Annotated in this window: 21 protein-coding genes; 6 read left to right on the top strand and 15 right to left on the bottom strand. The window is 72.5% G+C overall.

The window, feature by feature from the left end; translation table 11 throughout:
* Nucleotides 1-62: 62 nt before the first annotated feature.
* The gene (locus tag AB8735_RS31960; RefSeq protein WP_372411124.1) at nucleotides 63-1,190 is read right to left on the bottom strand and encodes a methyltransferase; all 1,128 of its coding nucleotides are present in this window, start codon (nucleotides 1,188-1,190) and stop codon (nucleotides 63-65) included.
* A 184-nt stretch (nucleotides 1,191-1,374) separates the two neighbouring features.
* The gene (locus AB8735_RS31955; RefSeq protein ID WP_372411123.1) at nucleotides 1,375-2,325 is read right to left on the bottom strand and encodes a LysR family transcriptional regulator; all 951 of its coding nucleotides are present in this window, start codon (nucleotides 2,323-2,325) and stop codon (nucleotides 1,375-1,377) included.
* Nucleotides 2,326-2,424: 99 nt separating this feature from the next.
* On the opposite strand from AB8735_RS31955, the gene AB8735_RS31950 reads away from it, so the two are divergent.
* Complete coding sequence (locus tag AB8735_RS31950) at nucleotides 2,425-3,054, top strand: maleylpyruvate isomerase family mycothiol-dependent enzyme (RefSeq protein WP_372411121.1); 630 nt, start codon at nucleotides 2,425-2,427, stop codon at nucleotides 3,052-3,054.
* A 27-nt stretch (nucleotides 3,055-3,081) separates the two neighbouring features.
* Here AB8735_RS31950 and AB8735_RS31945 read toward each other — a convergent pair whose 3' ends face one another.
* Nucleotides 3,082-3,462: a hypothetical protein gene (locus tag AB8735_RS31945; RefSeq protein ID WP_372411120.1), complete on the bottom strand. Its 381-nt coding sequence runs from the start codon at nucleotides 3,460-3,462 to the stop codon at nucleotides 3,082-3,084.
* A 158-nt stretch (nucleotides 3,463-3,620) separates the two neighbouring features.
* Here AB8735_RS31945 and AB8735_RS31940 point away from each other — a divergent pair, with 158 nt between their 5' ends.
* Complete coding sequence (locus AB8735_RS31940; RefSeq protein WP_372411118.1) at nucleotides 3,621-4,145, top strand: hypothetical protein; 525 nt, start codon at nucleotides 3,621-3,623, stop codon at nucleotides 4,143-4,145.
* On the opposite strand, the gene AB8735_RS31935 is transcribed toward AB8735_RS31940, so the two are convergent.
* Complete coding sequence (locus AB8735_RS31935; protein ID WP_372411117.1) at nucleotides 4,090-4,956, bottom strand: phosphatidylinositol-specific phospholipase C/glycerophosphodiester phosphodiesterase family protein; 867 nt, start codon at nucleotides 4,954-4,956, stop codon at nucleotides 4,090-4,092. The two genes, AB8735_RS31940 and AB8735_RS31935, sit on opposite strands and share 56 nt — an antisense overlap.
* Before the next feature lie 216 nt (nucleotides 4,957-5,172).
* On the opposite strand from AB8735_RS31935, the gene AB8735_RS31930 reads away from it, so the two are divergent.
* Complete coding sequence (locus tag AB8735_RS31930; protein WP_344023452.1) at nucleotides 5,173-6,429, top strand: phosphodiester glycosidase family protein; 1,257 nt, start codon at nucleotides 5,173-5,175, stop codon at nucleotides 6,427-6,429.
* A gap of 60 nt (nucleotides 6,430-6,489) precedes the next feature.
* On the opposite strand, the gene AB8735_RS31925 is transcribed toward AB8735_RS31930, so the two are convergent.
* The gene (locus tag AB8735_RS31925; RefSeq protein WP_344023450.1) at nucleotides 6,490-6,684 is read right to left on the bottom strand and encodes a hypothetical protein; all 195 of its coding nucleotides are present in this window, start codon (nucleotides 6,682-6,684) and stop codon (nucleotides 6,490-6,492) included.
* A 212-nt stretch (nucleotides 6,685-6,896) separates the two neighbouring features.
* Here AB8735_RS31925 and lysX point away from each other — a divergent pair, with 212 nt between their 5' ends.
* Nucleotides 6,897-10,256: a bifunctional lysylphosphatidylglycerol synthetase/lysine--tRNA ligase LysX gene (gene lysX / locus AB8735_RS31920; RefSeq protein WP_372411116.1), complete on the top strand. Its 3,360-nt coding sequence runs from the start codon at nucleotides 6,897-6,899 to the stop codon at nucleotides 10,254-10,256.
* 156 nt (nucleotides 10,257-10,412) lie between these two features.
* Here the strand turns inward: lysX and AB8735_RS31915 are convergent, their stop codons facing one another.
* Nucleotides 10,413-10,832: a type II toxin-antitoxin system death-on-curing family toxin gene (locus tag AB8735_RS31915; protein ID WP_372411115.1), complete on the bottom strand. Its 420-nt coding sequence runs from the start codon at nucleotides 10,830-10,832 to the stop codon at nucleotides 10,413-10,415.
* Between the two features lie 564 nt (nucleotides 10,833-11,396).
* Between AB8735_RS31915 and AB8735_RS31910 the strand changes: the two genes are divergently transcribed.
* Nucleotides 11,397-13,124: a hypothetical protein gene (locus AB8735_RS31910; protein ID WP_372411113.1), complete on the top strand. Its 1,728-nt coding sequence runs from the start codon at nucleotides 11,397-11,399 to the stop codon at nucleotides 13,122-13,124.
* Nucleotides 13,125-13,314: 190 nt separating this feature from the next.
* Here the strand turns inward: AB8735_RS31910 and AB8735_RS31905 are convergent, their stop codons facing one another.
* From AB8735_RS31905 to AB8735_RS31875, 7 genes are all read right to left on the bottom strand, one after another.
* On the bottom strand, nucleotides 13,315-13,476 hold the full coding sequence (locus AB8735_RS31905; protein ID WP_372411112.1) for a hypothetical protein: 162 nt from the start codon (nucleotides 13,474-13,476) through the stop codon (nucleotides 13,315-13,317).
* A gap of 14 nt (nucleotides 13,477-13,490) precedes the next feature.
* The gene (locus AB8735_RS31900) at nucleotides 13,491-14,057 is read right to left on the bottom strand and encodes a hypothetical protein (RefSeq protein WP_372411110.1); all 567 of its coding nucleotides are present in this window, start codon (nucleotides 14,055-14,057) and stop codon (nucleotides 13,491-13,493) included.
* A 136-nt stretch (nucleotides 14,058-14,193) separates the two neighbouring features.
* Nucleotides 14,194-14,859, bottom strand: coding sequence for an ABC transporter ATP-binding protein (locus AB8735_RS31895; RefSeq protein WP_372411108.1), 666 nt, complete (start codon nucleotides 14,857-14,859; stop codon nucleotides 14,194-14,196).
* Entirely contained in the window at nucleotides 14,852-15,733 is an 882-nt protein-coding gene (locus AB8735_RS31890; protein ID WP_372411949.1) for an ABC transporter ATP-binding protein, read from the bottom strand. The genes AB8735_RS31895 and AB8735_RS31890 overlap by 8 nt, the downstream gene beginning before the upstream one ends.
* A gap of 44 nt (nucleotides 15,734-15,777) precedes the next feature.
* On the bottom strand, nucleotides 15,778-16,596 hold the full coding sequence (locus tag AB8735_RS31885; RefSeq protein WP_372411107.1) for an ABC transporter permease: 819 nt from the start codon (nucleotides 16,594-16,596) through the stop codon (nucleotides 15,778-15,780).
* Nucleotides 16,589-17,548 (bottom strand): ABC transporter permease, encoded by a 960-nt coding sequence (locus AB8735_RS31880; protein ID WP_344023595.1) that lies wholly within the window; start codon nucleotides 17,546-17,548, stop codon nucleotides 16,589-16,591. The genes AB8735_RS31885 and AB8735_RS31880 overlap by 8 nt, the downstream gene beginning before the upstream one ends.
* 17 nt (nucleotides 17,549-17,565) lie before the next feature.
* Nucleotides 17,566-19,170: an ABC transporter substrate-binding protein gene (locus AB8735_RS31875; protein WP_372411106.1), complete on the bottom strand. Its 1,605-nt coding sequence runs from the start codon at nucleotides 19,168-19,170 to the stop codon at nucleotides 17,566-17,568.
* Nucleotides 19,171-19,532: 362 nt separating this feature from the next.
* Here AB8735_RS31875 and AB8735_RS31870 point away from each other — a divergent pair, with 362 nt between their 5' ends.
* Complete coding sequence (locus tag AB8735_RS31870; RefSeq protein ID WP_372411104.1) at nucleotides 19,533-19,784, top strand: hypothetical protein; 252 nt, start codon at nucleotides 19,533-19,535, stop codon at nucleotides 19,782-19,784.
* 4 nt (nucleotides 19,785-19,788) lie between these two features.
* Here the strand turns inward: AB8735_RS31870 and AB8735_RS31865 are convergent, their stop codons facing one another.
* Together AB8735_RS31865 and AB8735_RS31860 are read right to left on the bottom strand one after the other, a co-directional pair.
* Entirely contained in the window at nucleotides 19,789-20,859 is a 1,071-nt protein-coding gene (locus AB8735_RS31865; RefSeq protein WP_372411103.1) for a PP2C family protein-serine/threonine phosphatase, read from the bottom strand.
* The gene (locus AB8735_RS31860) at nucleotides 20,856-22,346 is read right to left on the bottom strand and encodes a carboxylesterase/lipase family protein (RefSeq protein ID WP_372411102.1); all 1,491 of its coding nucleotides are present in this window, start codon (nucleotides 22,344-22,346) and stop codon (nucleotides 20,856-20,858) included. Before AB8735_RS31860 ends, AB8735_RS31865 begins: the two co-directional genes overlap by 4 nt.
* Nucleotides 22,347-22,423: the final 77 nt, after the last annotated feature.

Genomic DNA, 22,423 nt, shown 5'->3' with positions numbered 1-22,423 from the left:
GTGCCGGGCCGAGGGGGCGGAGCCCCCGGAAGAAACGGTGAAAGGGCGGGCCAGGGGCAACCTCACCCGCCCCTCACCCCCAACCGCCACAACGACGTAACCTCCCCCACCCTCACCTCATGCAACACATCCCCCACATCCCGCACCCTCCCATGCCCCGGCCGCACCCCCACCCGCCCCAACACCCGCAACCCCGCCCGCTCCACCGCCCCCAACAACTCCTCCCGCGTCCTCAACCCCAACCGCTCCGCCAGATCCGACAACACCAACCACCCCTCCCCACCCGGCTCCAGATGGTCCGCCAGCCCGTCGAGGAAGCCGTACAGCATGCCGCTCCCCGCGTCGTAGACCCCGCGCTCGACGGCGGACGTCGGACGCCCGGGCAGCCACGGCGGGTTGCAGACCACCAGCCCGGCACGCCCCGAGGGGTACAGCGCGGGCCCCGTCACCCTCACGCGACCGGCCAGCCCCAGGCGTTCCGCGTTGTCCCGGGCGCACTCCACGGCCCGTGCGCTGACGTCCGTGGCCACGACCCGTCCGACACCCCGGCGGGCCAGCAGCGCGGCGAGGACGCCCGTCCCGGTGCCGAGGTCGAAGGCCGTGCGCGGGGGCCGGGCGGCGGCGGGCAGCGGCGCCCGGGCGACGAGGTCGACATACTCGCCCCTGACAGGGGAGAACACCCCGTAGTGCGGATGGATCCGGGCACCGAGCGCGGGTACGGGCACGCCCTTGGCCCGCCACTGGTGCGCCCCGAGCACCCCGAGCAGTTCCCGCAGCGAGACCACCGAAGCCCCCTGGGCCGGTCCGTACGCCTCCGCGCACGCGGCACGGACGTCGGGTGCACGGCGCAGGTCCAGGGCGTGGTCCCCGTCCAGGCGGACGAGGAGCATGCCCAGGACGCGGGCCCGGTGCGCCCGGGCCCGGCGGTGCAGACGGAAGGTTTCGGCGGGGCTGTCGCCGACGCGGGCCGGGGTGCGGTCGACGCGCCGCCCCATCGCCGCGAGGAGCCGGCGCGCGTTGTGGTAGTCGCCCTGCCACAGCAGGGCCGTGCCCTCACAGGCCAGCCGGAAGGCGGTGTCCGCCCTCGTGCGGTCGTCGGCGACGACGACGCGGCGCGGCGGCGGCGCACCGTTCTCGGAGTGCCAGCGGGCGGACGTCAGGATTCCGGAAGGTTCGGTCCGGGCGGACATCGGGTGCTCCTCGTGAGTCGAACGTGCAGGACGCGCAACGCACTTCGACGAGGAGGCAGGGAGCGGGCAGGAGACGGACCGACCGGCTACCGCTGCCGCGTCGAAGCGCGGGAGCGGGAATCGCCGAGCACCATGCCGAGTGTCACGAGCAGCCCTTTCACCGAACGATGTCCCCCCGAGGATCTCACGGCGTCCGCGGCGCGGGCAAAGCATTTCCTGCACCCTCGGCACCCTCGAAGGCCTTCAGGAACCGCTCCAGGAGCATGCGCCCCGCGGGCCCGTCCGGCCCGCCCTCCTGCCACAACAGGGCGATCCGCCCCCTCGGTTCGGGGCCGGTGAGCCGAACGGTCCGCAATTTCCCGGGGAAACCCTCCGGCGCGCCCGCCGGCGGCAGCGGCATGACGGCCACGCCGAGGCCCCGCTCGGCGAGCCGGACGAGCAACTGCGGGGCCGCCGCCTCGAAGACGATGCGCGGCCGGATGCCGGCCTCCTCGCAGGCCCGGTCGAGGACCCCGCGCAGCCCGCTGCCGCGCGGCAGGCTGATCAGGGGCCGGTCGCGGAGCGCGGCCAGCGGTACGGCCGCGCGTCCGTCCATGGCGAGGGGGTCGCCCGGGGCGACGAGGGCGGCCAGCGGCTCGTCGACGACGATCCGGCCGCAGGTGCCGGGCGGCAGCTCAGGCCCCGGCAACCCGGCCAGGGCGATGTCGAGTTCGCCGCGCTGCACTGCGGCGACCATCCGCTCGGAGGTGTCCTCGGTGAGGGAGACGTCCACTCCGGGATGGTCGTCGTGGAAGCCGGACAGGACGTCGGCCACGTCGAACTCGTGGGTCGCCGCCCCGGAGACGAGGCCCAGCCTGACATCGCCCCGCAGCAGCCCGGTGATCTCGTCCACGGTCCGCCGTATCTCCTCCGCCGTGGCGAGCATGGAGCGGACGTGCGGCAGGACGGCCCGGCCCGCCCCGGTGAGGGTCACCGTCCGGCCGGAGCGGTTGAGCAGCGGCTGGCCCAGCTCCCGTTCGAGCTGCCGGACCTGTGCGCTGATCCCCGGCTGCGCCAGGTGCAGCCGGGCTGCGGCGCGGGTGAAGTTGGCCTCCTCCACGACGGCCACGAAGTACTGCAGTTGGCGAAGTTCCATAAATCTCGATTCTAGAGACGAGAAAAACAACCTCTTGGACTTATGACGGCCCGGCCAACAGCCTTGAAGCACGGGCAGGAAACGCCGGAAGGGGAGCACATGACGGACATCACCGCCGCGATCGCCGCCGAACGCCGGGAGCTGGCCGACCTGTTGGACGGCCTGCCGGCCGATGCCTGGGACGCGCCGAGCCTGTGCGCCGGGTGGCGGGTGCGCGAGGTCGCGGCCCATATGTCCCTCGGCTTCCGTTACTCGCTCCCCCGGGTCGCCCTGGAGCTGGTCAGGGCCCGTGGCGGTCTGCACCGGATGACCGACCGGTGCGCGCGGTCCGATGCCGCCGCGATGGCACCGGCCGAGCTGGCCGCGGCCCTCCGGGACAACGCCCGCCACCCCTGGCAGCCGCCGGGCCAGGGCATCGAGGGGGCCCTCGGCCACGACGTCGTCCACGGCCTGGACATCACGGTCGCGCTGGGCCTCGACCGCCGCGTGCCGGAGGACCGGCTGCTCGTCCTCCTGCAGCGTGTGACCCCCCGGTCGCTGCGGTTCTTCGGAGCGGCCCTCGACGGCGTCGCGCTGCGGGCCGACGACCTGGACTGGTCCTACGGGACCGGGGCGCCCCTGCACGGCACGGCCCAGGACCTCCTGCTGCTCACTTTCGGCCGCAGGCTGCCGCCGGGCCGCGTACGGGGCGAGCACGAGGACCGCTTCGTCCTGACCCGCGCCGCCTGAACCGCCCACCGCAGCACCCGCCGTGCGTCACCCCGCACCACCGCCCAACAGCCCGGACGGCAACGCGGTAGGCAGCGCGGTCGGCAACGCCGTGGGCAGCGCGGTCGGCAGACTCGTCGGCAACCCACTGGGAAGACCGGAGGGGAGCCCGGTGGGGAACCCGCTCGGCGACGACCGGGGAACGGACGGCGCGCCCGACACCGTCCGCCCGGTGCCCGCCGGATCCGACGGTTCCGTACTGCCCTTCGGCCCGCCACCCCTCGTCACCAGCGCCGTCCCGAGCGCGATCCCGCCGAGCGCCACCAGGGCGACCAGGACGTACAGCAGGCGCCGACGGCCGCCCGGGGGCGGCGGTCCATAGGGCGGCGGTCCGTAGGAGCGGTCGTGGGGCGGCGGTGGGGTGGCCATGGCCCCAGCCTGTGCGCACCGGCCCACGGCCCGGTGCGCGGTGACCGGACCGGTACACATTCCACCCCGGACCCTGACATTCCCTCACCGTCCGCCGTCACTCCCCCGGCCGTGTGGCGCTCCGCGCGAACCGATTCTCCGATCGTACGATTTGCCGGATGACTGTTGATACGCACCAGAACGTCACCGAGGCCGGCATCACCGGGGCCGGCGTCACCGAGGCCAAGGACCGCGCCGCCCGCCTCCTGCTGGCCTTCCGGCACGGCAATCAACGGGCCTTCGACGACTCCCTGCCCGGGGACGCGACCGCCGAGGAGACGCGCGAGCTGGTCGGCGCGCTCGTCTGGATCGCCAACGAGGCGGTCCGGAAAGTGTATTTGCCGGGCGTCGCCGACCGGGTGCTGCGCCGGCTCGCCAGCCGGTCGCCCGACGAACCGGGCTGGGTCCCGACCGACGAGGAGGCGGCCCCCCATGTCGCGTTGCTCCTGGAATCCGTCTGGCGGCAGGACACGGAGACGGTGTGCGAGCTGGTCCGCGCCACGCCCGACACCACCTTCCTGCTCGGCAAGCTGCTCGACGCGGTCGCCCGGCTGCTGCCTCTGGTCCCCGAGCGGGACCTGCGCCGCGTCATCCTCGACCTGCGCGGAGGAACGCCTCCAGCCCCGCGAGGTCGTCCGTGTTGAGGTAGCCGGTCCCGGCCGCCAGCAGCTCCCGCCACAGCGCCTCCCGCGCGGGGCCGGGTGCGTCGGGCGTCGCCCAGAAGCGCACCTGCCGGCCCTCGCGGCGCGCCGTCGCGGTGATCCGCCGGAGCCTCGTCCGCTCGTGCTCCGGGATCGGGCCCACACCCCGCCAGGCGAAGTGCCGGCCCCAGTCGTCGCTGACGAGCGGGATGAACGAGGCGGGCACACCGGTGCCGAGGTCGTCGAGGCGCCCGTCGTAGAAGGCGTGCCGCACCCGCTCGGCGGCCATGGGCGCCCGCGCGCCCCGGTCCCCGGAGACGACGGCGGTCACCGCCCCGCGCCGCACCCGGCCGTCCGCGGCGACGGTGAGCATCTCGTGGTAGCGCTGCAAGTGCCGGGAGAGGGCACGGTAGGTGGGGTCGCCGGGGGTCTTGATGTCGATGAGGAGTTGCAGGCTCAGGTCGTATCCCCGGTACACCCGGCCGTGGTTGGCGCGGACGCGGCGCAGCAACGGGTCGAGGTAGAGGCTCTCCAGGGTGCGCCGCGGGTCGAGTCGGCCGGCGTCGTGGGCGACGAGGAGCTGTCCGTCGACGAACCAGATGTCGGCCTCCACGCTGTCGAAGCCGTGGCCGAGGGCGTCCGTGAGCGGGTGCGGGTGCTCGTAGTCGTTGTGCGCGTGCGCGTGGCGCAGCGGCGCTCTGCCGCCGCCCGACGCGGCGAGGGCGGGTGCGGCGAAGGAGCCCGCGAGGGCTGCCGCCAGGGCGACGACGGCGGCCCGGCGCGTGGGGTGCGGCTGTCCGGTGCGAGGGGTCATCGGGGTCACGGCCTCTCCGGTGTGCGGGTGCGGGACGGGTGCATAGCCGCGCGGCGTGCGTGCCGCTGCGAGTGAGTATCGGGGCCCGAAGGGCCGTTCGGCAGGGACGTGCCGAGAGTTGCCCGGTTCGACGCCGGTGCTTTCACCGGTGTTCTTTCGGGGCAGGGATAAGGCCCCTGCGTTGTGGTGGAGTTGACGAGTTCTCTGGGGTTCAGGGTGAGCAGACGCGGATGCCGCGTACGCGCGGTGCTGTCGGTGCTGGTGGCATGGGTCTCGCTGGTCGGCGGGGGCACGGCGGGGGCGGCCCGGGCCGCCTCCGCCGCTCCCGGCCGGGAGGCCGCGGGGCTGCGCGTGGGCGCGGTGTCGGCGGTCGCCCCGGGCGTGGGCTACCGGGAGTTCTCGTTGAAGGGGCGTCACGGCCCGGCCCATGGCCACCTGCTGACGGTGGACCTCCGGGAGCGACGGGTGTCGGTGGACCTGTTGTACCCCGGCGTGGTGGGCGCACGGTCCCCGATCTCCCAACTGGCCGACCGCAGAGGCGTGGTGGGCGGGGTCAACGGGGACTTCTTCAACATCGCGGAGGAGCAGCACCCGGGGGTGGAGGCCACCGGCGCCCCGGTGGGCCCGGCGGTGGCGGGCGGCCGGCCGCTGAAGGCGGCCGTGCCGTACGGGCAGCGCTTCGGCCCGGAGACACCGCGCGGGGTCTCGACGGAGGACGTCCTGGGCGTGGGCACGGACCGGGTGGCGCGGCTGGACCGGCTCCGGCTGGACGGGACGGTCCGGGCCGGGGAGGACGAGCTGGAGCTGAGCGGCTTCAACCAGTACGCGCTGCCGGTGGGCGGCGTCGGCGCGTACACCTCGGACTGGGGTTCCGCGTCACGGCTGCGCGCGACCTGCGGGACGGACCGCGACCGGGCCGCCCCGTGCAGCCGCACCACCTACGAGGTGACCGTGAAGCGGGGGCGGGTGACGGCCGTGTCGCGCAGACCGGGCCGGGGCGCGGTGCCCCGGGGGACGGTGGTGCTGGTCGGGCGCGAGGGGGGCGCACGGGACCTGAGCCGGCTGGAGGTCGGCGAGGAGGTGGACGTGGTGCAGCGGCTGCGGCCGCGCGAGGGGGGCGCGCTGCGGTGCGCGCTGGGCGGCTTCCCGATCCTGCGCGACGGCCGGGCCCTGGGCGGGCTGGACGCGGCGACGGGCGCGGTGCGCACGGCGGCGGGCGTGGCCGACCACGGGCACCGGCTGTATCTGCTGGCGCTGGACGGCCGGGCCGCCTACCGCGGCGGCCTGACCCTGGCCGAGCTGGCCTCCGCCATGCGCGGGCTGGGTGCGGACGACGCCTTCAACCTGGACGGCGGAGGGTCGAGCACGCTGGTCACCCGCGATCCGCACGGCGGCCGGGCCACGGTGCGCAACCATCCGTCGGGCGGTGCGGAGCGGGCGGTGGCCAACGGGATCGGCGTCTTCGTCGGATGACGACCCCGGACAGCGAGCCTGATGACGACCCCGGCGACCCCGGCGGCCTCGGTACCGGGGTCAGGGACGGACGCTCGCGACGAGGTTGGTGGTCGCGGTGATGCCGTGGTGAATGGTCGGCGCGATGCTGGTGCTCGCGAGCATGAAGCCCAGCAGGACGCAGACCAGTGCGTGGGACATCCGCATACCGCCGTTGCGGAGGAACACCACTGCCAGGACGACGAGCAACACAATCACGGAGATCGAAACGGCCATGACGTACCTCCTCGGCACAGCTGCGGACGTCCGCTCAGTGTCGCGTATCGCACCATGTCCCCTCTCACAGTGAATGTGCTCCTTTCGGGTGGCACATCAGATAGGGGAGCCCGAGTGGCCGCCACGATCCCGTCAGCACGGGTGACTCCACGCGCCTACGTTCTAGGGATGTTCGACGAGCGGACGGTGCCGGGCCTGCCTAGGCTGACGGAATGAGCCGCACAGTCCGGGAGCGCGGGCGCACCACGACGGAGAAGACGGCGGTCCGGACGGCCGAGGACGGCGAACCGGACTCACCCGGGCAACGGTTCCTGCGCAGAGTGCCCGACGGCTTCGCGCTCTTCTTCGGCCTCCTCGGCGTCTTCTGCGCCCTGACCTCGCTGATCCCGCCGCTGCGGAGCGGCGCGCACCCGGTGACCGACGCCCTGGACACCCTGACGGTCCCCACCGCCCCCAACCTGGCCTACGCCGTCTTCCTGCTGCTGCTCGCCACGGCGATGGCCGCCCGCAAGCGCGTCGCCCTCTGGTTCGTCCTGGCCTACCTGGCGCTGCTGGTCCTCGCGGACGCGCTGCTGCTGGTCGCCGGCTACTGGGACACCGTCCCCTCGCTGGTGCTCTCGCTCGCGGCGATGGCCCTGCTGGTGCTGGCCCGCCGCGAGTTCTGCGCGCAGGTGCGGCGCGGCGCCTTCCTGCGCGCCCTGCTGGTGCTGGTCGCCGGGCTGGCAGCCGGCACGCTGGCGGGCTGGGGCCTGGTGACGCTGTTCCCCGGCTCCCTGGAGCGCGGCGGCGGGAACCGGCTGATGTTCGTGGCCAACAAGGTGTGCGGCGGACTGGTCAGCAACCGCGTCTTCACCGGGCACCCCCCGCACCCGGTCTACTTCCTGCTCGGCCTGTTCGGCGCGCTGGCCCTGATCAACGCCACCATGACGCTGTTCCGCTCGCAGCGCCTGGAGGCCGCCCTCCACGACGACGAGGAGCCGCGCATCCGCGCCCTGCTCGCCCGCTACGGCGGCGGGGACTCGCTCGGCTACTTCGCGACGCGCCGGGACAAGGCCGTCGTCTTCTCCCCCAGCGGCAAGGCGGCCGTCACCTACCGGGTCGAAGCGGGCGTCTGCCTGGCCTCCGGCGACCCGCTGGGCGACCCCGAGGCCTGGACGCCCGCCGTCGACGCCTGGCTGGAGCTGGCCGGCCGCTACGGCTGGCAGCCCGCGGTCATGGGCGCCAGCGAGGCCGGCGCCCGGGCGTACGCCCGCTCGGGACTGGGCGCCCTCCAGCTCGGCGACGAGGCGATCCTCCAGGTCGCCCAGTTCGACCTGGAGGGCCGCGAGATGCGGGTCACCCGGCAGGCCGTCAACCGGGTCGAGCGCACCGGCGCCACCGTCCGCGTCCGCCGGCACGCCTCGCTCACCGACGAGGAGATGGGCGAGGTCATCGGGCGCGCCGACGCCTGGCGGGACACCGAGACCGAGCGGGGCTTCTCCATGGCCCTGGGGCGCCTCGGCGACCCCGCCGACGGGGACTGCCTGCTCGTCGAGGCGTTCGACAGCGACGGGAACATGATCGCTCTGCTGTCCTTCGTGCCCTGGGGACGGGACGGCGTCTCCCTGGACGTGATGCGCCGCGACCGGGCCGCGCCCAACGGCGTCATGGAGTTCATGGTCGCCCGGCTCTGCGCCCAGGCCGGCCGGTTCGGCATCAAGCGCATCTCGCTCAACTTCGCCGTGTTCCGCGCCGCGTTCGAGGAGGGCGCGCGCATCGGCGCGGGCCCGGTGCTGCGGCTGTGGCGCAAGCTGCTCCTCTTCTTCTCCAAGTGGTGGCAGCTGGAAGCCCTTTACCGCTCCAACGTCAAGTACAACCCCGAGTGGCACCCGCGCTTCCTCTGCTACGCCGACGCGGGCGCGCTCGCCCGGATCGGGCTGGCCTCCGGCATCGCAGAGGGCTTCGTCTCCGTGCCCAGCCTGGGCCAGCTGTGGGGGCGCGGGCGGGCCCGGGGCTCCGCCCGCCCGTCCTCCACCGCCGGGCTGCCCCCGCTCTCCGAACTCGAACTCGGCACCGACACCGCCGGGGAACTGGTCAAGGACGAACTCGAGAGCCTGCCCGAGCAGGTGCGGGTGCGCCGCCACAAGCTGGACCGGCTGCGCCGCGAAGGCGTCGACCCGTACCCGCCGACCGCCCACCGCACCCACACCTGCGCCGCCGTCCGCGCCGCGCACGGAGCGCTCCCCGCGGGCACCCGCACCGGCGACCGGGCCGCCGTCGCCGGACGCGTCCTGCTGCTCCGCAACCACGGCGGGATCGCCTTCGCCGTCCTGCGCGACTGGTCCGGCGACATCCAACTGGCCGTCTCCCGCGACGGGTCCGGCCCCGAGCTGCTGCGCCGCTTCACCCTCCTCGACCTCGGCGACCACGTCGAGGCCGAGGGCGAGGTCGGCACCAGCGACAAGGGGGAACTCACCCTCTTCGTCACCCGCGCCCGGCTGACCGCCAAGTGCCTGCGCCCGCTGCCCGACAAGCGCCACGGCCTCACCGACCCCGAGGCCCGCGTCCGTATGCGCTACGTCGACCTCGCCGTCTCCCCGGACGCCCGGCGCACGGTGCGGGCCCGCAGCGCCGCCGTCCAGGCGCTGCGGCGCGGTCTGCTGGAGCGCGGCTATCTGGAGGTCGAGACCCCGATGCTCCAGCAGGTCCACGGCGGCGCCAACGCCCGCCCGTTCACCACCCACATCAACGCCTACGACCTCGACCTGTACCTGCGCATCGCCCCCGAGCTCTACTTGAAGCGCCTGTGCGTCGGCGGCCTGGAGAAGGTCTTCGAACTCGGCCGCACCTTCCGCAACGAGGGCGTCTCCTACAAGCACAACCCCGAGTTCACCATGCTGGAGGCGTACCAGGCGTTCGCCGACTACGACGTGATGCTGGACCTGACCCGCGAACTGATCCAGGAGGCCGCCGTCGCCGCCCACGGCGCGCCGGTCGCCCTGCGGACGGACCCTTCCTCCGGGAAGGCGGTCGAGCACGACATCTCCGGCGAGTGGCCGGTGCGTACGGTCCACGGCGCGATCTCCGAGGCCCTCGGGGAGGAGATCGGCCCCGGCACCCCGGAGCGGGAACTGCGGCGGCTCTGCGACGCGGCGGGCGTCCCCCACCGTCCCGAGCACGGACGCGGCGACATCGTCCTGGAGATGTACGAGCGGCTGGTGGAGGAACGGACGACTCTTCCCGTCTTCTACAAGGACTTCCCGACGGACGTCTCCCCGCTGACCCGCCCCCACCGGGTGGACCCGCGGCTCGCCGAGCGCTGGGACCTCGTCGCCTTCGGCACGGAACTGGGCACGGCCTACTCGGAGTTGACCGACCCCGTCGAGCAGCGGAACCGCCTGACGGCGCAGTCGCTGCTGGCGGCGGGCGGTGACCCGGAGGCGATGGAGCTGGACGAGGACTTCCTGCGGGCGCTGGAGTATGCGATGCCGCCGACGGGTGGGTTGGGGGTGGGGGTGGATCGGCTGGTGATGTTTCTGACGGGGTTGTCGATTCGGGAGACGTTGCCGTTTCCGCTGGTGCGGCATCTGTGAGCGAAGAGGTTTCTCTCCGCCGGCTGCGTCCCTGACCGCACGGCCGGTCACTCAACCCGGGCCGGCCGTCGGCCAAAGCCCGACACCCGCACACAGCGACATTCCCCATCTGCTCATGCCCGCGGCCCGATGGGCCTCGACAACGCCGAACCATGATCAGTCCGATTCATCAGGAAGAGCCGCGCCCAAAGAGCGATCCTCCATCAGATCCCGCAGCCCCTGGGCGATGTCGCGCGCATCGCGTATTTCACCGGTTGTCACAGCGATCACCAGACGCTCTGCAGCATCGATGTCCGGCCGCAAGTCGATACCGTTCAACTTCAGAAAGGTGACGCAGGAGAGCCAGGCCGTGCGCTTGTTGCCATCAAAAAGCGGATGGTTGATAGCTATGGCTTGGAGCAACGCTGCGGCTTTGCCGATAAGGTCAGGATGGACCTGTTGCCCATACATCTCCGCGAGTGGTCGATGCGCTGCGGATTCAAGCGAGTTGACGTCACGGAGCACAAGCTCCGTCTCACCACAGGCAGGTTCTGCGACGATGAGGACGTCAGCCGCACTCAGGTAATGAAGCGTCACTTGAGCCGCTCCAGAAGCGCGTGCCACTTCGCTGCTTGTTCGTTGGCGATGCGACGCACCTGGTCCTGATGGTCCGAGCGCTTGGTCGTTTCCTGAGGGTTCGGGTCCGTTGCCATGGGGGAGAGCCTACGGACGTACGGAGCATGAAGCGTACCGATTTATCTCTGCCCGGAGGGCCGATACCGACCGCGCCGAGTCGGTGCCGCAGGCACGGCGTCGGCCGGCCGGCGCCCTGCAGCGACGGCCTCGACGCCTACCGGGAACACCACCCAGCCCAAGAACCCCGTCGTGTCCATTCCGACGTTGCCCAGGACAACCGCCGGACCAGCACGGCCCTTCAGGAAGATCTGCACCCGAGCCGGAACGCACCGCCCTGACTTGGGAGATGCCGCGCGCCGGACGGTACGGGTGCGACGACTTTCACCGTTCCACCCCGCCACACGGCCGTCGACGCGTACGGTCCTTCCTCGAGAGCCGTGACCGGTCGGTCACGCATGGTCGGAGTGTGGGGAGCGACAGGGCATGGTGAACGCCCGAACGTACCGACTGTGGCAGCACCTGGCGGTGAGCGACGAACTGCCGGACGCGGCACTGCCCTCAGTGATCGAGGCACTGTGCGCGGTCTCCCATTCCTGGTACGGCACCGACAGTCAAGGTGAGGAGTGGCGCAAGCGGGCGCTCCGCGAAGCGGTGCCCGCTCTGCTGAGCAGGACAACCGACCCGGAATTGCGCGGACGGCTGCTCGAACAGACCGACGGCCAGCAGGTGGCCGACCTCGTCGAGACGGGCGTGGTGACCGCTGGTGACCTCCCGGCGATCCTGCGCACCCATCGCGTCTCGCGGGAGTTGGTGGTCGGTCTGGCACGCCATACCGGACAGGTCGATGCCGCCATCTCCTTGCTGCCGCTGCTGAACGACACCGATATCGAGTACATCGTCACCGGCTGGGACCTCTATCAATATCGCTCGGAGAAGAGTTCTGTTCCGCCAATGCCCCGGGCCTTGTTCGACGCCGTCCTGGAGCGTTCGCTGACACCCTTGGCCTCCGCGCTTCTCACCCCCGAGGAGTGCGATGACTGGACACGCCCGTTCGGCTGGTCCAGCCGATTGGGCGATGGCCTCGACTGGCGCATTCTCGCCACATGCCCGGAGCGGTGGCACGAGCTGATCGGTCACCCGACCCTTGGCCCAGCGGTACGGCACCTTCTGCTCGATCAGGCCGAACTCGAGGCTCATCGTCGGCATCTCCAGGCATCAACCAGCGTTTTTCCCGACGATGAAACGGGTGAGCGCGGAATTCCGGCCGAGCCGCCTCCTGCACTGGACGAGGACCTCCTGCGCGCTTGTCTACCGGCACTCTGCCTGCCGGAGCTGACCGAACTGCCCAAACCGAGCGTGACCGGTCGCCATCGACTGCACCACATCGCCGAACGAGTACGCCGGAACCCTCGCCTGGCCGACATGGCAGCCGAAGAGCTGCATGCTGTCGCCGACGCCTGCGTCCGCCGCGGTCGACTGCTGGCCTCACCCCGGAAAAGTACGCCCGATCACCAAACACTCTCTCTCGTCGAGGACTTGGCCCTCCTCAGTAACAATTCCGGGCACCTGGCGAAGGCGTGCGCCCTGCTGGCCGTCCTGGAGCAGCCCAAAGTCGTCTCCGTCCCGCCAGACCCTCGTTGGGCCCATATCAACGACGATGCCGACCTCGACAGTCCGGCCCGGCTACTGCAACGAAATCACCAGCACCATCGGGCCGAAGCCCTCGTCGCTCTCGCCGGCAACCCACGCACTCCGCGTACCGCGGTCACCGAACTACTCCCGACGCTGCACCCACTTGAACTCGCCTGGATCTCCCACCAGGACGGCGCACCGGACTGGCTGCGTACAACCGCGGCCGACCTTACTCCGGCCGAAGAAGGCGACGGGGTGCTGCGACTGCTGACCGACGACGAACTCGACCGTCTCGCCGACCCGGCCGCGGTCCTGCAGTCCTGGCTTGACGCCCCCGAGACGGAGGGCGTGCTGTCGCGCAACGACGTGTATCACGCCGTCCTGCGATCCCGGCACCGCACGATGGACCATCTGCGCCAGATGCCCGCCGACAGGGTTCTCACCTGGGACGAGCCCAACCTGCCCATGCCCATTCTGATCGCCCGGTGCGGTGGTGCCCCTGAGCGGTGGGACGCCCTGCTGCAGGCCCTCGACTTCAGTCACGACGACGAGATGATCAGCTTTGGACAACTCCTCGATGCCCTCGGAACTCAGCAGGCAGCAGCCACTGAACCGACATAATGTCGAGACCGATGGGCCATATCGGCGTTCGGCGACGCGCAGCATCCGCATGGGGGCCGAAGCAGACACCACTGCACTCACGGATCAGCAGGCTCACCGACCGGCGCGGAGCAGCGCCTGGTGCCGCCGGTCAGCGGCTTCCTTCTCGCAGGCCGTACCGTCGCCCTGTCCGACACTGTTCATTCGGGGGTCACTTGCTCTGCGATCGCCACTGCTCCGCTTTCGCCTTGGCCTCCTTGAGCGTCAGTCCGGCGACCTGCGCGAGCGGGATGTCCTTCAGCGGGCAGTCGGCGTAGTGGTCGGTCCTCTCGCTCGGAGCGGCGTCGCAGCCGGGGCACTGTCGAGGAGGCATGGCGCTCCTTGTCGTCACGTCGAGCCGTGGTCGTCGGCTTGCCATTTCCGAATCACGTTGCACAAGTAGGGCATCGCCCAGGCGAGCAGCACAACGACGACCGGGGCTGCCGTAGTTCCTGCGGCGAGCCACCTCCACGCGGGCGCCGCCGCGTGAGCCGGAGGGACCAGCGCAAGACTGCTTGCTGTCGCCAGGCACAGGAGCCCCGACGAGTAGCAGAAGTCTGCTCTACCGGCCAGCCTGGACCACATGGAGTAGTGCATCCGTTGATCCTGGATCAGCTCTTCGTGGCGGTCGTCGGACATCTCGGAAAGCGGACCCCACCAGGCTTCGACATCGCCGCGCGAGTACAGATACTGGCGGGAGCGCACTCCCCATACCACCGCCATGACCATGAAGAGCGCCGTCAGCGCGAGCGCGAGCAGCGTGGGGTCCGGCCAGCGAAACCTGTCGCGGTCCGTGATGACGAGCCCCAGCAGCGTGATGCTCGCGCCGCCCAGGAGGGGCGCCGCGGTCGTGTACTGCCCCTCTCGCGCGGCCGACCAGCCGAGTGGCGCGGGCTTGCGCCAAGAAGGTTTCACCCTGCCTCCTCGAAGGAGGCGGCCGGCGGCCGCACATGCCGTCCCCGCCCTGACGAAATACCCGGAAAAAGTACAGCGCAGCAGCTTCGAGCGGAATGCCTCAACAGGCCAGAAGGATCGTGCCGATGCGGTCAGGTCACGGCACTTCCACCGCTCCGTCACGCCCTAGTTCCCCCCACCGCACCACCCGATCACACCACCGCCCCAACAACACCGGATCATGCCCCACCGCCAACAACCCCGCCCCGCTCTCCTCCCGGTACGCCTCGACGACGGAGACCAGCGCCGCCGTCGTCGACGCGTCCAGCATCGCCGTCATCTCGTCGCAGATCAGCCAGCGCGGGCGCAGGGCCAGCGCCCGGGCCAGGCAGGCCCTTTGCAGTTGGCCGTCGCTGACCTGGTGGGGGCGGCGGGCGAGCAGTTCGTCCGAGAGGCCCACGGTCGTGGCGAGTTCGGCGACGTCCGGGGCGGCGCCGGTGGCGCGCAGCGGTTCGGCGATCAGGTCGCGCAGGCGCAGGCGCGGGTCGGCGGAGAGGCGGGGTTGCTGGAAGACGACGCCGAAGGCGGTGCGTTGGGAGCGGGGGGCGCGGTGGCGCCAGCCGCGGGCCTCGGTCCCGTCGATCACGACCGTCCCCGCGTCCGGGCGGTGCAGCAGGGCCGCGACCCGGGCGAGCGTGGACTTGCCGCAGCCGCTGGGGCCGAGCAGGCCGACGGACTCGCCGTCGGCGAGGGTCAGGGAGACGTCGCGGACGACCGGGTCGCGACGGTCGTATCCGGCGGTGATGTGGTGCAGTTCAAGCACGGGGGCTCCGGGCATGGTGGCAGGCGACGGCGCCGTCGAAGGCCGGCACGGCGGCGCAGGCGTCCGTCGCCGACGGGCAGCGCGCCGCGAAGGCGCAGCCGTCGGGGAGGGACCCGAGCTCGGGCGGCATGCCGGGGATGGGGGTGAAGGAGCGCTCCGGGAGGGCGTCGAGGAGGGCGCTCGCGTAGGGGTGGCGGGGGCCGGGCAGGCCGAAGAAGGCGCGCGCGTCGGCGAGTTCGACGATCCGGCCCGCGTACATCACCGCGACGCGGTCCGCGATCCGCTCGGCCGCCGCCAGGTCGTGCGTGATCATCAGCAGGGCGTGTCCCTCGTCCACGTGGCGGCGCAGTTCGTCCGCGGTGCGTTCGACGAGGTCCCGGTCGAGCCCGGTGGTCGGCTCGTCGGCGAGCAGCAGCGGCGCGTCGCCGACGAGCGCGAGCGCGGTGGCCGCACGCTGGGCGAGGCCGCCGGAGAGCTGGTGGGGGTGGCGGTCGAGGTGGTCGGCGGGGAACGCGGCCCGGTCGGCGGCGGCCTCCTCGCCGCCGCGGCGGCCGGTCAACGCGCGGATGGTCTCGCGGAGTTGGGAGCGCACGGTGCGCACCGGGGTCAGGTGCGCGGACGGGCTCTGCGGGACGAGGCCGATGCGCCGGCCGCGCACGGTGCGGGCGAGGAGGCGTTCGTCCGCCGTCAGCAGGTCCAGGTCGCCGAGGAGCGCCTGCCCGCTCGCGTGCGCGTTGCCGGGCAGCAGGCCGAGCAGCGCCGAGGCGAGGACGGACTTTCCGCAGCCGCTCTCGCCGATGAGGGCGAGGCACTCGCCGGGCCGGAGGCGGAAGGAGGCGTCGGTGACGGCCGCGACCTCCCCGCCGCCGGGCATGCGGAAGCGGACGGTCAGGCCGCGTACGTCGAGGACGGGGGACGTCACAGCGCGAGCTCCGATCGGCGGCGGGGGTCGAGGCGTGCCCGCCAGGCCCCCGCCAGCCCCGCCACGGCCAGCGTGGGGACGACGATGAACAGGCCGGGGAAGAGCGTCGGCCACCAGTCGCCGGCGAGGAGCGTGCCCCGCGCGGCCTGGGCCATCGAGCCGAGGCTGGCCGTGTGGGCGGGCAGGCCGAGGCCGAGGAAGGACAGCGCGGACTCGTGCCAGATCGCGTGCGGGATCATCAGCACCGCCGCGAGCCCGGCCTGCGGCAGCACCGCGGGCAGCAGGTGCCGCACGGTCACGCGCCACCGCGAGGCGCCGCCGGATATCGCCGCGTCGATGTAGGGGCGGGTGCGCAGCGACAGCAGTTCGGCGCGGACGATGCGCGCGGTGGACAGCCAGTGGGTGACGGCGACGGACGCGACGACCGGCCAGACGCCGGGCCGGAACATGGCGACGACGAAGATCCCGAGCAGCAGGTGCGGCACGGACGAGAAGAGGTCGACGACGCGCATCACCACGCGGTCGGTCCACCCGCCCAGCGCCCCGGCGAGCGTGCCCACCGCCGTGCCGGCGACGGTCGCGGCGAGCGCGGCGACGACGCCGACGAGGAGCGAGACGCGCAGTCCGTGGACGCAGCGCAGGAGCAGGTCACGGCCGACCTCGTCGGTGCCGAACGGGTGGGCCCAGGAGGGCGGTTGGAGCTTGACCGCGAGATCGACGGCCTGTTCGTCCAAGGGCCAGACGAGCGGGGCGACGACGGCCGTCAGGACGACGAGCACGACAGCGGCGGCCGACAGGCGCAGGCGGTCAGCCATCGAAGCCCACCCTCGGGTCGGCCAGCCCGTAGAGCAGGTCGGACAGCAGGTTGCCGACGAGCACCGCCGCCGTGGCCAGCACGGTGAGCGCGGCGAGCAGCGGGAAGTCGACGGAGGTCGCCGCCTCGACGGTGGCCGAGGCGATGCCGGGCCAGCTGAAGACGGTCTCCACGAGCAGGGCGCCGGTGATCAGTTCGGGCACGCGGGAGCCGATCAGGGTGAGGACGGGCAGCAGGCCGGAGCGCAGGGCGTGGCCGAGCAGGACGGTGCGCTCGCTCAGGCCGCGGGCCCGGGCGCCGCGCACGGGGTCCTCGGCGAGCGCGTCGCCGACGCCCTGGCGGACGTAGAGCACGAACCACGGCAGCTGGGTGACCGCGAGGACGCAGGCGGGCAGCACCAGATGGGAGAGCACCTGGCCGGCGGTGACGGCGTCGCTGCCGGTGTCGGTGAGCCCGCCGGCCGGCAGCGCGTCCAGCTTGAGGGCGAAGAACCACACGGCGAGCAGCCCGAGCCAGAACGGGGGCGCGGCCTCCAGCGCGTACGCCAGCGAGGTCACGATCCGGTCGAACCAGCCGCCCCGGCGGCGGGCCGCGAGCACGCCGAGGGCGGTGCCCACGGCCACGGCGAGGGCGAAGGCGACCGCGCACAGCAGCACCGACCAGCCGATGCGCTCGCCGATGACCTGCCCGACGGGCTGCCGCAGGCTGGTGGAGTCGCCGAGGTCGCCGGTGAGGGCGCCGGTGATCCACTCCCACCAGCGGACGGCGAACGGGCGGTCGGCGCCCAGGTTCTCGCGCACCTGGTCGAGCACGCCCCGCCCGGCGACCGGCCCGGAGGAGCCGGCGTAGGCCGGGTCGAAGGGCGAGGCCGCCGCGACGGCGAAGACGGCGAAGGTGACGACGGCCAGCACGGGGACGGCGGCGAGCAGCCGCCGTCCCGCCATGCGGGCCATGGGGGCCCAGGGAACGGTCACTTCTTCGGCTGCCACGCCTCGACGTTCCACCACGGGCCCGCGCCCAGGCCGTGGTCGTGCGGCTCGACCTGGGTCGTCAGGTCCTGCCAGCCGTCGTCGACGACGTAGAGGTGGTCGACGTGGGTGAAGAAGACATAGCCGGGGTTGTCGGCGAGGCCGCGCTGGACCTTGTCGTAGGCGGCCTTGCGGGCGGCCTTGTCGCTCGCGTGCCGGCCGTCCTCCAGGGCCTTGTCGACCTCGGGGTTGTCGTACGCGGCCATGTTGTTGAAGCCGTCGAGGGCGAGGGAGGAGTGGAGGAGGTTGTAGAGGTCGAAGTCGGGGTCGGCCGGGTTACCGCCGCCCGCGAGGACCGCCTCGTTCTTCATCTTCGGCTCGATGACCTCCCATGTGCCGCTCTGCACGGAGACCTTGATGCCGATCTTCTTCGCGTCGGAGGCGAAGGCGAGGGCGTGCTCCTGGCGGAGCTTGTCGCCCGCCGGGAACCAGAGGGTGAACTCGGCCTTCTGTCCGTCCTTCTCGCGGATCCCGCCGTCCCCGGCCTTCCAGCCGGCGTCGTCGAGCAGCTTCTCCGCCTTGTCCGGGTCGTACGGGCGCTCCGTGCCCTTGGCGAACCACGGGCTGTCGGTCGGCACCGGCCCGTAGCCCTCGTGGCCCTTGCCCTCCAGCAGCTTGTCGACCATGGCCTTGCGGTCCACGGCGAGGTCGAGCGCGCGGCGGACGGCGAGGTCGCCGGTGACCTTGTTGGCCGTGGGCAGCGTCACACCACGGAAGTCCGTCGTCCGGGCCGTGATCAGCTTCTTGCCCGGGTCCTTCTTGAAGCCGTCCGCGAGGTTCGGGGGCAGGATGGCGCCGTCGAGGTCGCCGGAGCGCAGCCGGGTGGCGCGCACGTCGTCGTCCTTGATGATCGCCATGGTGAGCTTCTTGATCTTCGGCTCGCCGGCCCAATAGTCCGGGTTGGCCGTGAAGGTCAGCTTCTCGCCCTTGCTCCAGCCGGTGAGGACGTACGGGCCGGTGCCGACGGGCTTGGTGTTGAACGCGCCCGTGTTGACGTCCTGGCCCTTGGCCACGTGCTCGGGGACGATCGGCAGCACGGTCCGCTCGGCGAACGGCGCGTAGGCGTACTTCAGCTTGAAGACGACGGTGTCGTCCCCGCGCGCGGTGACCCCGTCGATGGCGTCGAGCTCGCCCTTGGCCTCGTTGTTGGTCTTCTTGTCGAGGATGGTCTCGTAGGTGAAGACGACGTCCTTGGCCGTGAACGGCTTGCCGTCGCTGAACTTCACGTTCTTGCGGAGCTTGTACGTGTACGTCCGGCCGCCGTCCCCGACCTCGGGCAGCGCGGCGGCCAGCGCCGGCTTGAGCTTCATGTCCGCGTCGCGGGTCAGCAGCCCGTCGAAGATCTTGGAGTTGCCGTCCTTGCCGTAGCCGAGGAGCGGGCTGAGGGTGTCCGGCTCGTTGGCGAGACCGACGACGAGGGAGTCCTTGCCGCCCTTCGTCCCCTTGTCGGAGGGCTTGGAACAGGCGGTGGCGGCTCCCGCGGCCAGGACGCCTGCCATGGCCATGGCGGCCATTCCCCGAATCGATCGGGCGGATCGGGCCGTCATGCGCCGCGCTCCCTTGCTCTCGGTTCATTGCTGTTGCGAATCAGTCGCAATTAAACCGTATGGGCTGGTCGCGGCGGGTACGGGCCCCCGCCCGTCGGACAGGGGCCCGGAGCCGGTAGAGCCGGTACCGCTCAGCAGACGATGTACAGGCTCTGCCGGCCGTAGGGCGTGGACCCCTCGACACCTTCCCCCTCCTCGGCCGTTCCCCGCTGCCGGGACTCCTCTTCGCCACCGGGACCTACCGGGACGGCTTCCACGCCTCCCCCGTCATCGCGAACCTGCTGGCCGGTCTGATCACGGATCCGGCGTACGACCCCGGACCGTACGCCGCCTTCGAGCCGGGCCGCGCACCCATCGGGACGATGACCGCGGCGGAGGCGACGGAGCTCAGTGCCGCCGAAATGCTGGACACCGCCACCGAGTTCGAACTCCGGATCCCGCATCCCCTCCTGGACGCGTCACCGATCACCGACCTGTACCGGCGGCGCGCCCGGCGGGCGTACGACCGGCTCGGCCGGGACGTGGCGCTCGCCCCGGAGATCCTGCGCGCGGTCTCCGCCGCGGACGACCACGAGGTGGAGCGGGTCACCGCGTATCTGCGGGCGCGCAGTTGACCCTTCAGTGCTGGCGGCGGACCACCAGCAACGCCGCGTCGTCCGACAGCGTCCCACCGGCATGGGCCAGCAGATCCGCGACCAGCCGGTCGGCCAGCGCGTCCGGAGAGTTCTCCGGCATCCGCGCCAGCCGGCTCTCCAGCGGGTAGAACCGCCCCTCCGCGTCCCGTGCCTCGGTCACACCGTCCGTGTAGAGCACCAGCAGGTCGCCCCTGCCGAACGTGAACCTCTCGGTGTGGTACGGCCGCTCGTCCAACTCCCGCAGCGCCAGCGGAGGATCGCCGTCCGCCGTCCGCGCCTCGATCCTGGTGACCGCATCGCCCTGTTTGCACAGCGGTGGCGGATGGCCGCAGTTCACCATCTCCGCCGGTGCGTCCGGCTCCCCGATGTGCAGCAGGGCGGCGGTCACGAACTCCTCGCCGCCCCCGCGCCGCCGTACCGCGGCGTCGAGCCGCCGCGCCACGTCGCCCAGGCCGGCCTCGACCTGGGCGGCCTCCCGGAACGTGCCCAGGACGTCGGCCGCGGTCTCGACGGCGGGCAGGCCCTTGCCCCGTACATCACCGATGATCAACCGGGCGCCGCAAGGCGTCTCCAGGACCTCGTACAGATCCCCGCCCACCCGGGCGTCGGCGGCCGCCGCCAGATACCGCACCGCCACCCGCAGCCCGCCGATCCGCTCCGGGACCGGGCGCAGCAGGGCCAGTTGGGCCGCCTCGGCCACCGAGCGCGAGTGCACCAGCTCGCGCTCGCGCGTCGCCACCAGAACGACGTTGGCGGCGCTGATACAGGTCGTGGCCAGCACCGCGAATCCGGAGGCGACCTGGTCCAGCAGCGCGACGGCCCGGTCGTGCACCCCCAGCACCACCACCAGCACCAGGGCGACCGCCCCCACCGCCAGCGGGATCCGGGCCCGCCGGGTGCCGACGCCGGCCAGCACGGGCGCCGCGGCGAGCACGGGCGAGATGGTCCAGTGCGGGCCGGTGCTCAGGTCGAACCCGATGGCGGCGGCGAGCACCGCATAGGCCGCGACGGCGAGTTGCCGCGTGTGGACGGGGAGCCGGAACGCCGGAGTCACGGCAGGCCGAAGCACATGACGTTCGTGTCCGGCCCGGGGCCGTACGGACGCCACTGGGCGAGGCCGTCGCCGTTGGGGGATCCGGTGGCGACGAAGGCGGCGAGCGCGCCGCCGAAGGCGCGGCCCAGCGTACGGTCCCGGTCGCCGACCGGGCCGAGCATGGGGGCGTCCGGGTAGGTCTCGAACGTCCCGAAGAGGAAGGGGAGTTCGCAGCAGTGTGTGGCACGCAGGCCGTGCTCGTCGGGGTCCGGGCGGCGGGTGAAGCGGTAGAGGTAGGACGCGGCCCCCTGGGCGGCCCGGTGTGCGGCGATCCGCGTACCGCCGTCGCGGAAGACGCGGTCGGTGGCGAGGTCGGTGTAGACGCGGTCGGGTGCGGCGCCGGGGCGCTCGGCCTCGTAGCGCTCGTATGCGGCCGGGGCGTCGGGGCCGAGCCTGCCTGTCAGGCCGGCGAGCAGGCCGAGGGCACCGTCCCGGGTGAGGTCCCGCATGCGCGGGTCGAAGGCGAGGAAGGCCGTCATCTCGTCCGCGACCGTGCCGATGAGGACGTCCTTGCCGTCCAAAGCGCCGTCGGCCACGGCCTGTTGCCAGGTGCGGGGTGTGCCGGGGTGGCCGAGTACGGGCCACATGGGCGGCGCGATGTCGCCGGGCGGACGGTCGAGTACGGCCGCCAGTCGCTGGTACGCGTCCAGCAACTCCTCGATGGACAGGGCGCGCAATGCCCTGCCGGGGTCATCGGCCCGGTCGACACCGAGGACGCGCAGATAGGCGGCGGCGCTCCCGTCCGCGTCGACGGGGTCCTGCGGGGCCAGCCCCAGGGGTCCGCTCTGGACGATCATCCGGCGGACGAGACCGCTGGTTCCGGGGTCGATGGCGAGGTGGAGGGACGAGTACGCACCGGCCGACTGCCCGCCTACGGTGACCAGTCCGGGGTCACCGCCGAACGCGGCGATGTTGTCGCGCACCCAGCGCAGGACGGCCCCTTGGTCCTGGGGGCCGAGGTTGTCGGCGCCGATGGAGGGCAGGTGGAGGTAACCGAGCGGGCCGATCCGGTAGTTGGCGGTGACCACGACGATCCCGCCGAGCGCGGCCAGACGGCCGCCGTCGTACCAGTCCCACCCACCGGAACCGCTGGACCAGCCGCCGCCATGGAACCACACCAGCACGGGGCGTGGTTCCGCCGCCCCGGCCCCGGCCCCGGTTCCGGCGAGGGCCGTCAGGGGCGTCCAGACGTTGAGGTTGAGGCACCCGTCCTCGTCCCAGTCCGGCGGACGCGCCCCCATGACCGCCTCCAGCCGGGAGTGCTCCTGAGGGACGGCCGGACCGGGACGCGCCGCGTCCCGCACCCCGCTCCAGCCCGGGTGCGGCTGCGGCGCGGCGAACCGCAGCTCCCCCACCGGGGAGGCCGCGTATGGCACGCCCCGGAAGGCGGCCACCGGCCCCTCTTCGACACCGCGCACCGGGCCGGATCCGGTGTTCACGACCGGCATCACGTCACCTCCGGGTGTCCATTCGATGCGCTCGGAGCCCGCCCTGCCATCAGGGCGGCCCGAACGGGCGACCGGCC

Source organism: Streptomyces luteireticuli (assembly GCF_041519305.1).
Classification (GTDB): Bacteria; Actinomycetota; Actinomycetes; order Streptomycetales; family Streptomycetaceae; genus Streptomyces; species Streptomyces luteireticuli.
This window is presented reverse-complemented; position numbering and strand designations above follow the sequence as displayed.

Coding starts and splice junctions, on each gene's coding strand:
- AB8735_RS31960 (WP_372411124.1), bottom strand. CDS start 1,190: ATGTCCGCCCGGACCGAACCTTCCGGAATCCTGACGTCCGCCCGCTGG.
- AB8735_RS31955 (WP_372411123.1), bottom strand. CDS start 2,325: ATGGAACTTCGCCAACTGCAGTACTTCGTGGCCGTCGTGGAGGAGGCC.
- AB8735_RS31950 (WP_372411121.1), top strand. CDS start 2,425: ATGACGGACATCACCGCCGCGATCGCCGCCGAACGCCGGGAGCTGGCC.
- AB8735_RS31945 (WP_372411120.1), bottom strand. CDS start 3,462: ATGGCCACCCCACCGCCGCCCCACGACCGCTCCTACGGACCGCCGCCC.
- AB8735_RS31940 (WP_372411118.1), top strand. CDS start 3,621: ATGACTGTTGATACGCACCAGAACGTCACCGAGGCCGGCATCACCGGG.
- AB8735_RS31935 (WP_372411117.1), bottom strand. CDS start 4,956: ATGACCCCTCGCACCGGACAGCCGCACCCCACGCGCCGGGCCGCCGTC.
- AB8735_RS31925 (WP_344023450.1), bottom strand. CDS start 6,684: ATGGCCGTTTCGATCTCCGTGATTGTGTTGCTCGTCGTCCTGGCAGTG.
- lysX (WP_372411116.1), top strand. CDS start 6,897: ATGAGCCGCACAGTCCGGGAGCGCGGGCGCACCACGACGGAGAAGACG.
- AB8735_RS31905 (WP_372411112.1), bottom strand. CDS start 13,476: ATGCCTCCTCGACAGTGCCCCGGCTGCGACGCCGCTCCGAGCGAGAGG.
- AB8735_RS31890 (WP_372411949.1), bottom strand. CDS start 15,733: ATGCCCGGCGGCGGGGAGGTCGCGGCCGTCACCGACGCCTCCTTCCGC.
- AB8735_RS31885 (WP_372411107.1), bottom strand. CDS start 16,596: ATGGCTGACCGCCTGCGCCTGTCGGCCGCCGCTGTCGTGCTCGTCGTC.
- AB8735_RS31880 (WP_344023595.1), bottom strand. CDS start 17,548: ATGGCCCGCATGGCGGGACGGCGGCTGCTCGCCGCCGTCCCCGTGCTG.
- AB8735_RS31875 (WP_372411106.1), bottom strand. CDS start 19,170: ATGACGGCCCGATCCGCCCGATCGATTCGGGGAATGGCCGCCATGGCC.
- AB8735_RS31870 (WP_372411104.1), top strand. CDS start 19,533: ATGACCGCGGCGGAGGCGACGGAGCTCAGTGCCGCCGAAATGCTGGAC.
- AB8735_RS31860 (WP_372411102.1), bottom strand. CDS start 22,346: ATGCCGGTCGTGAACACCGGATCCGGCCCGGTGCGCGGTGTCGAAGAG.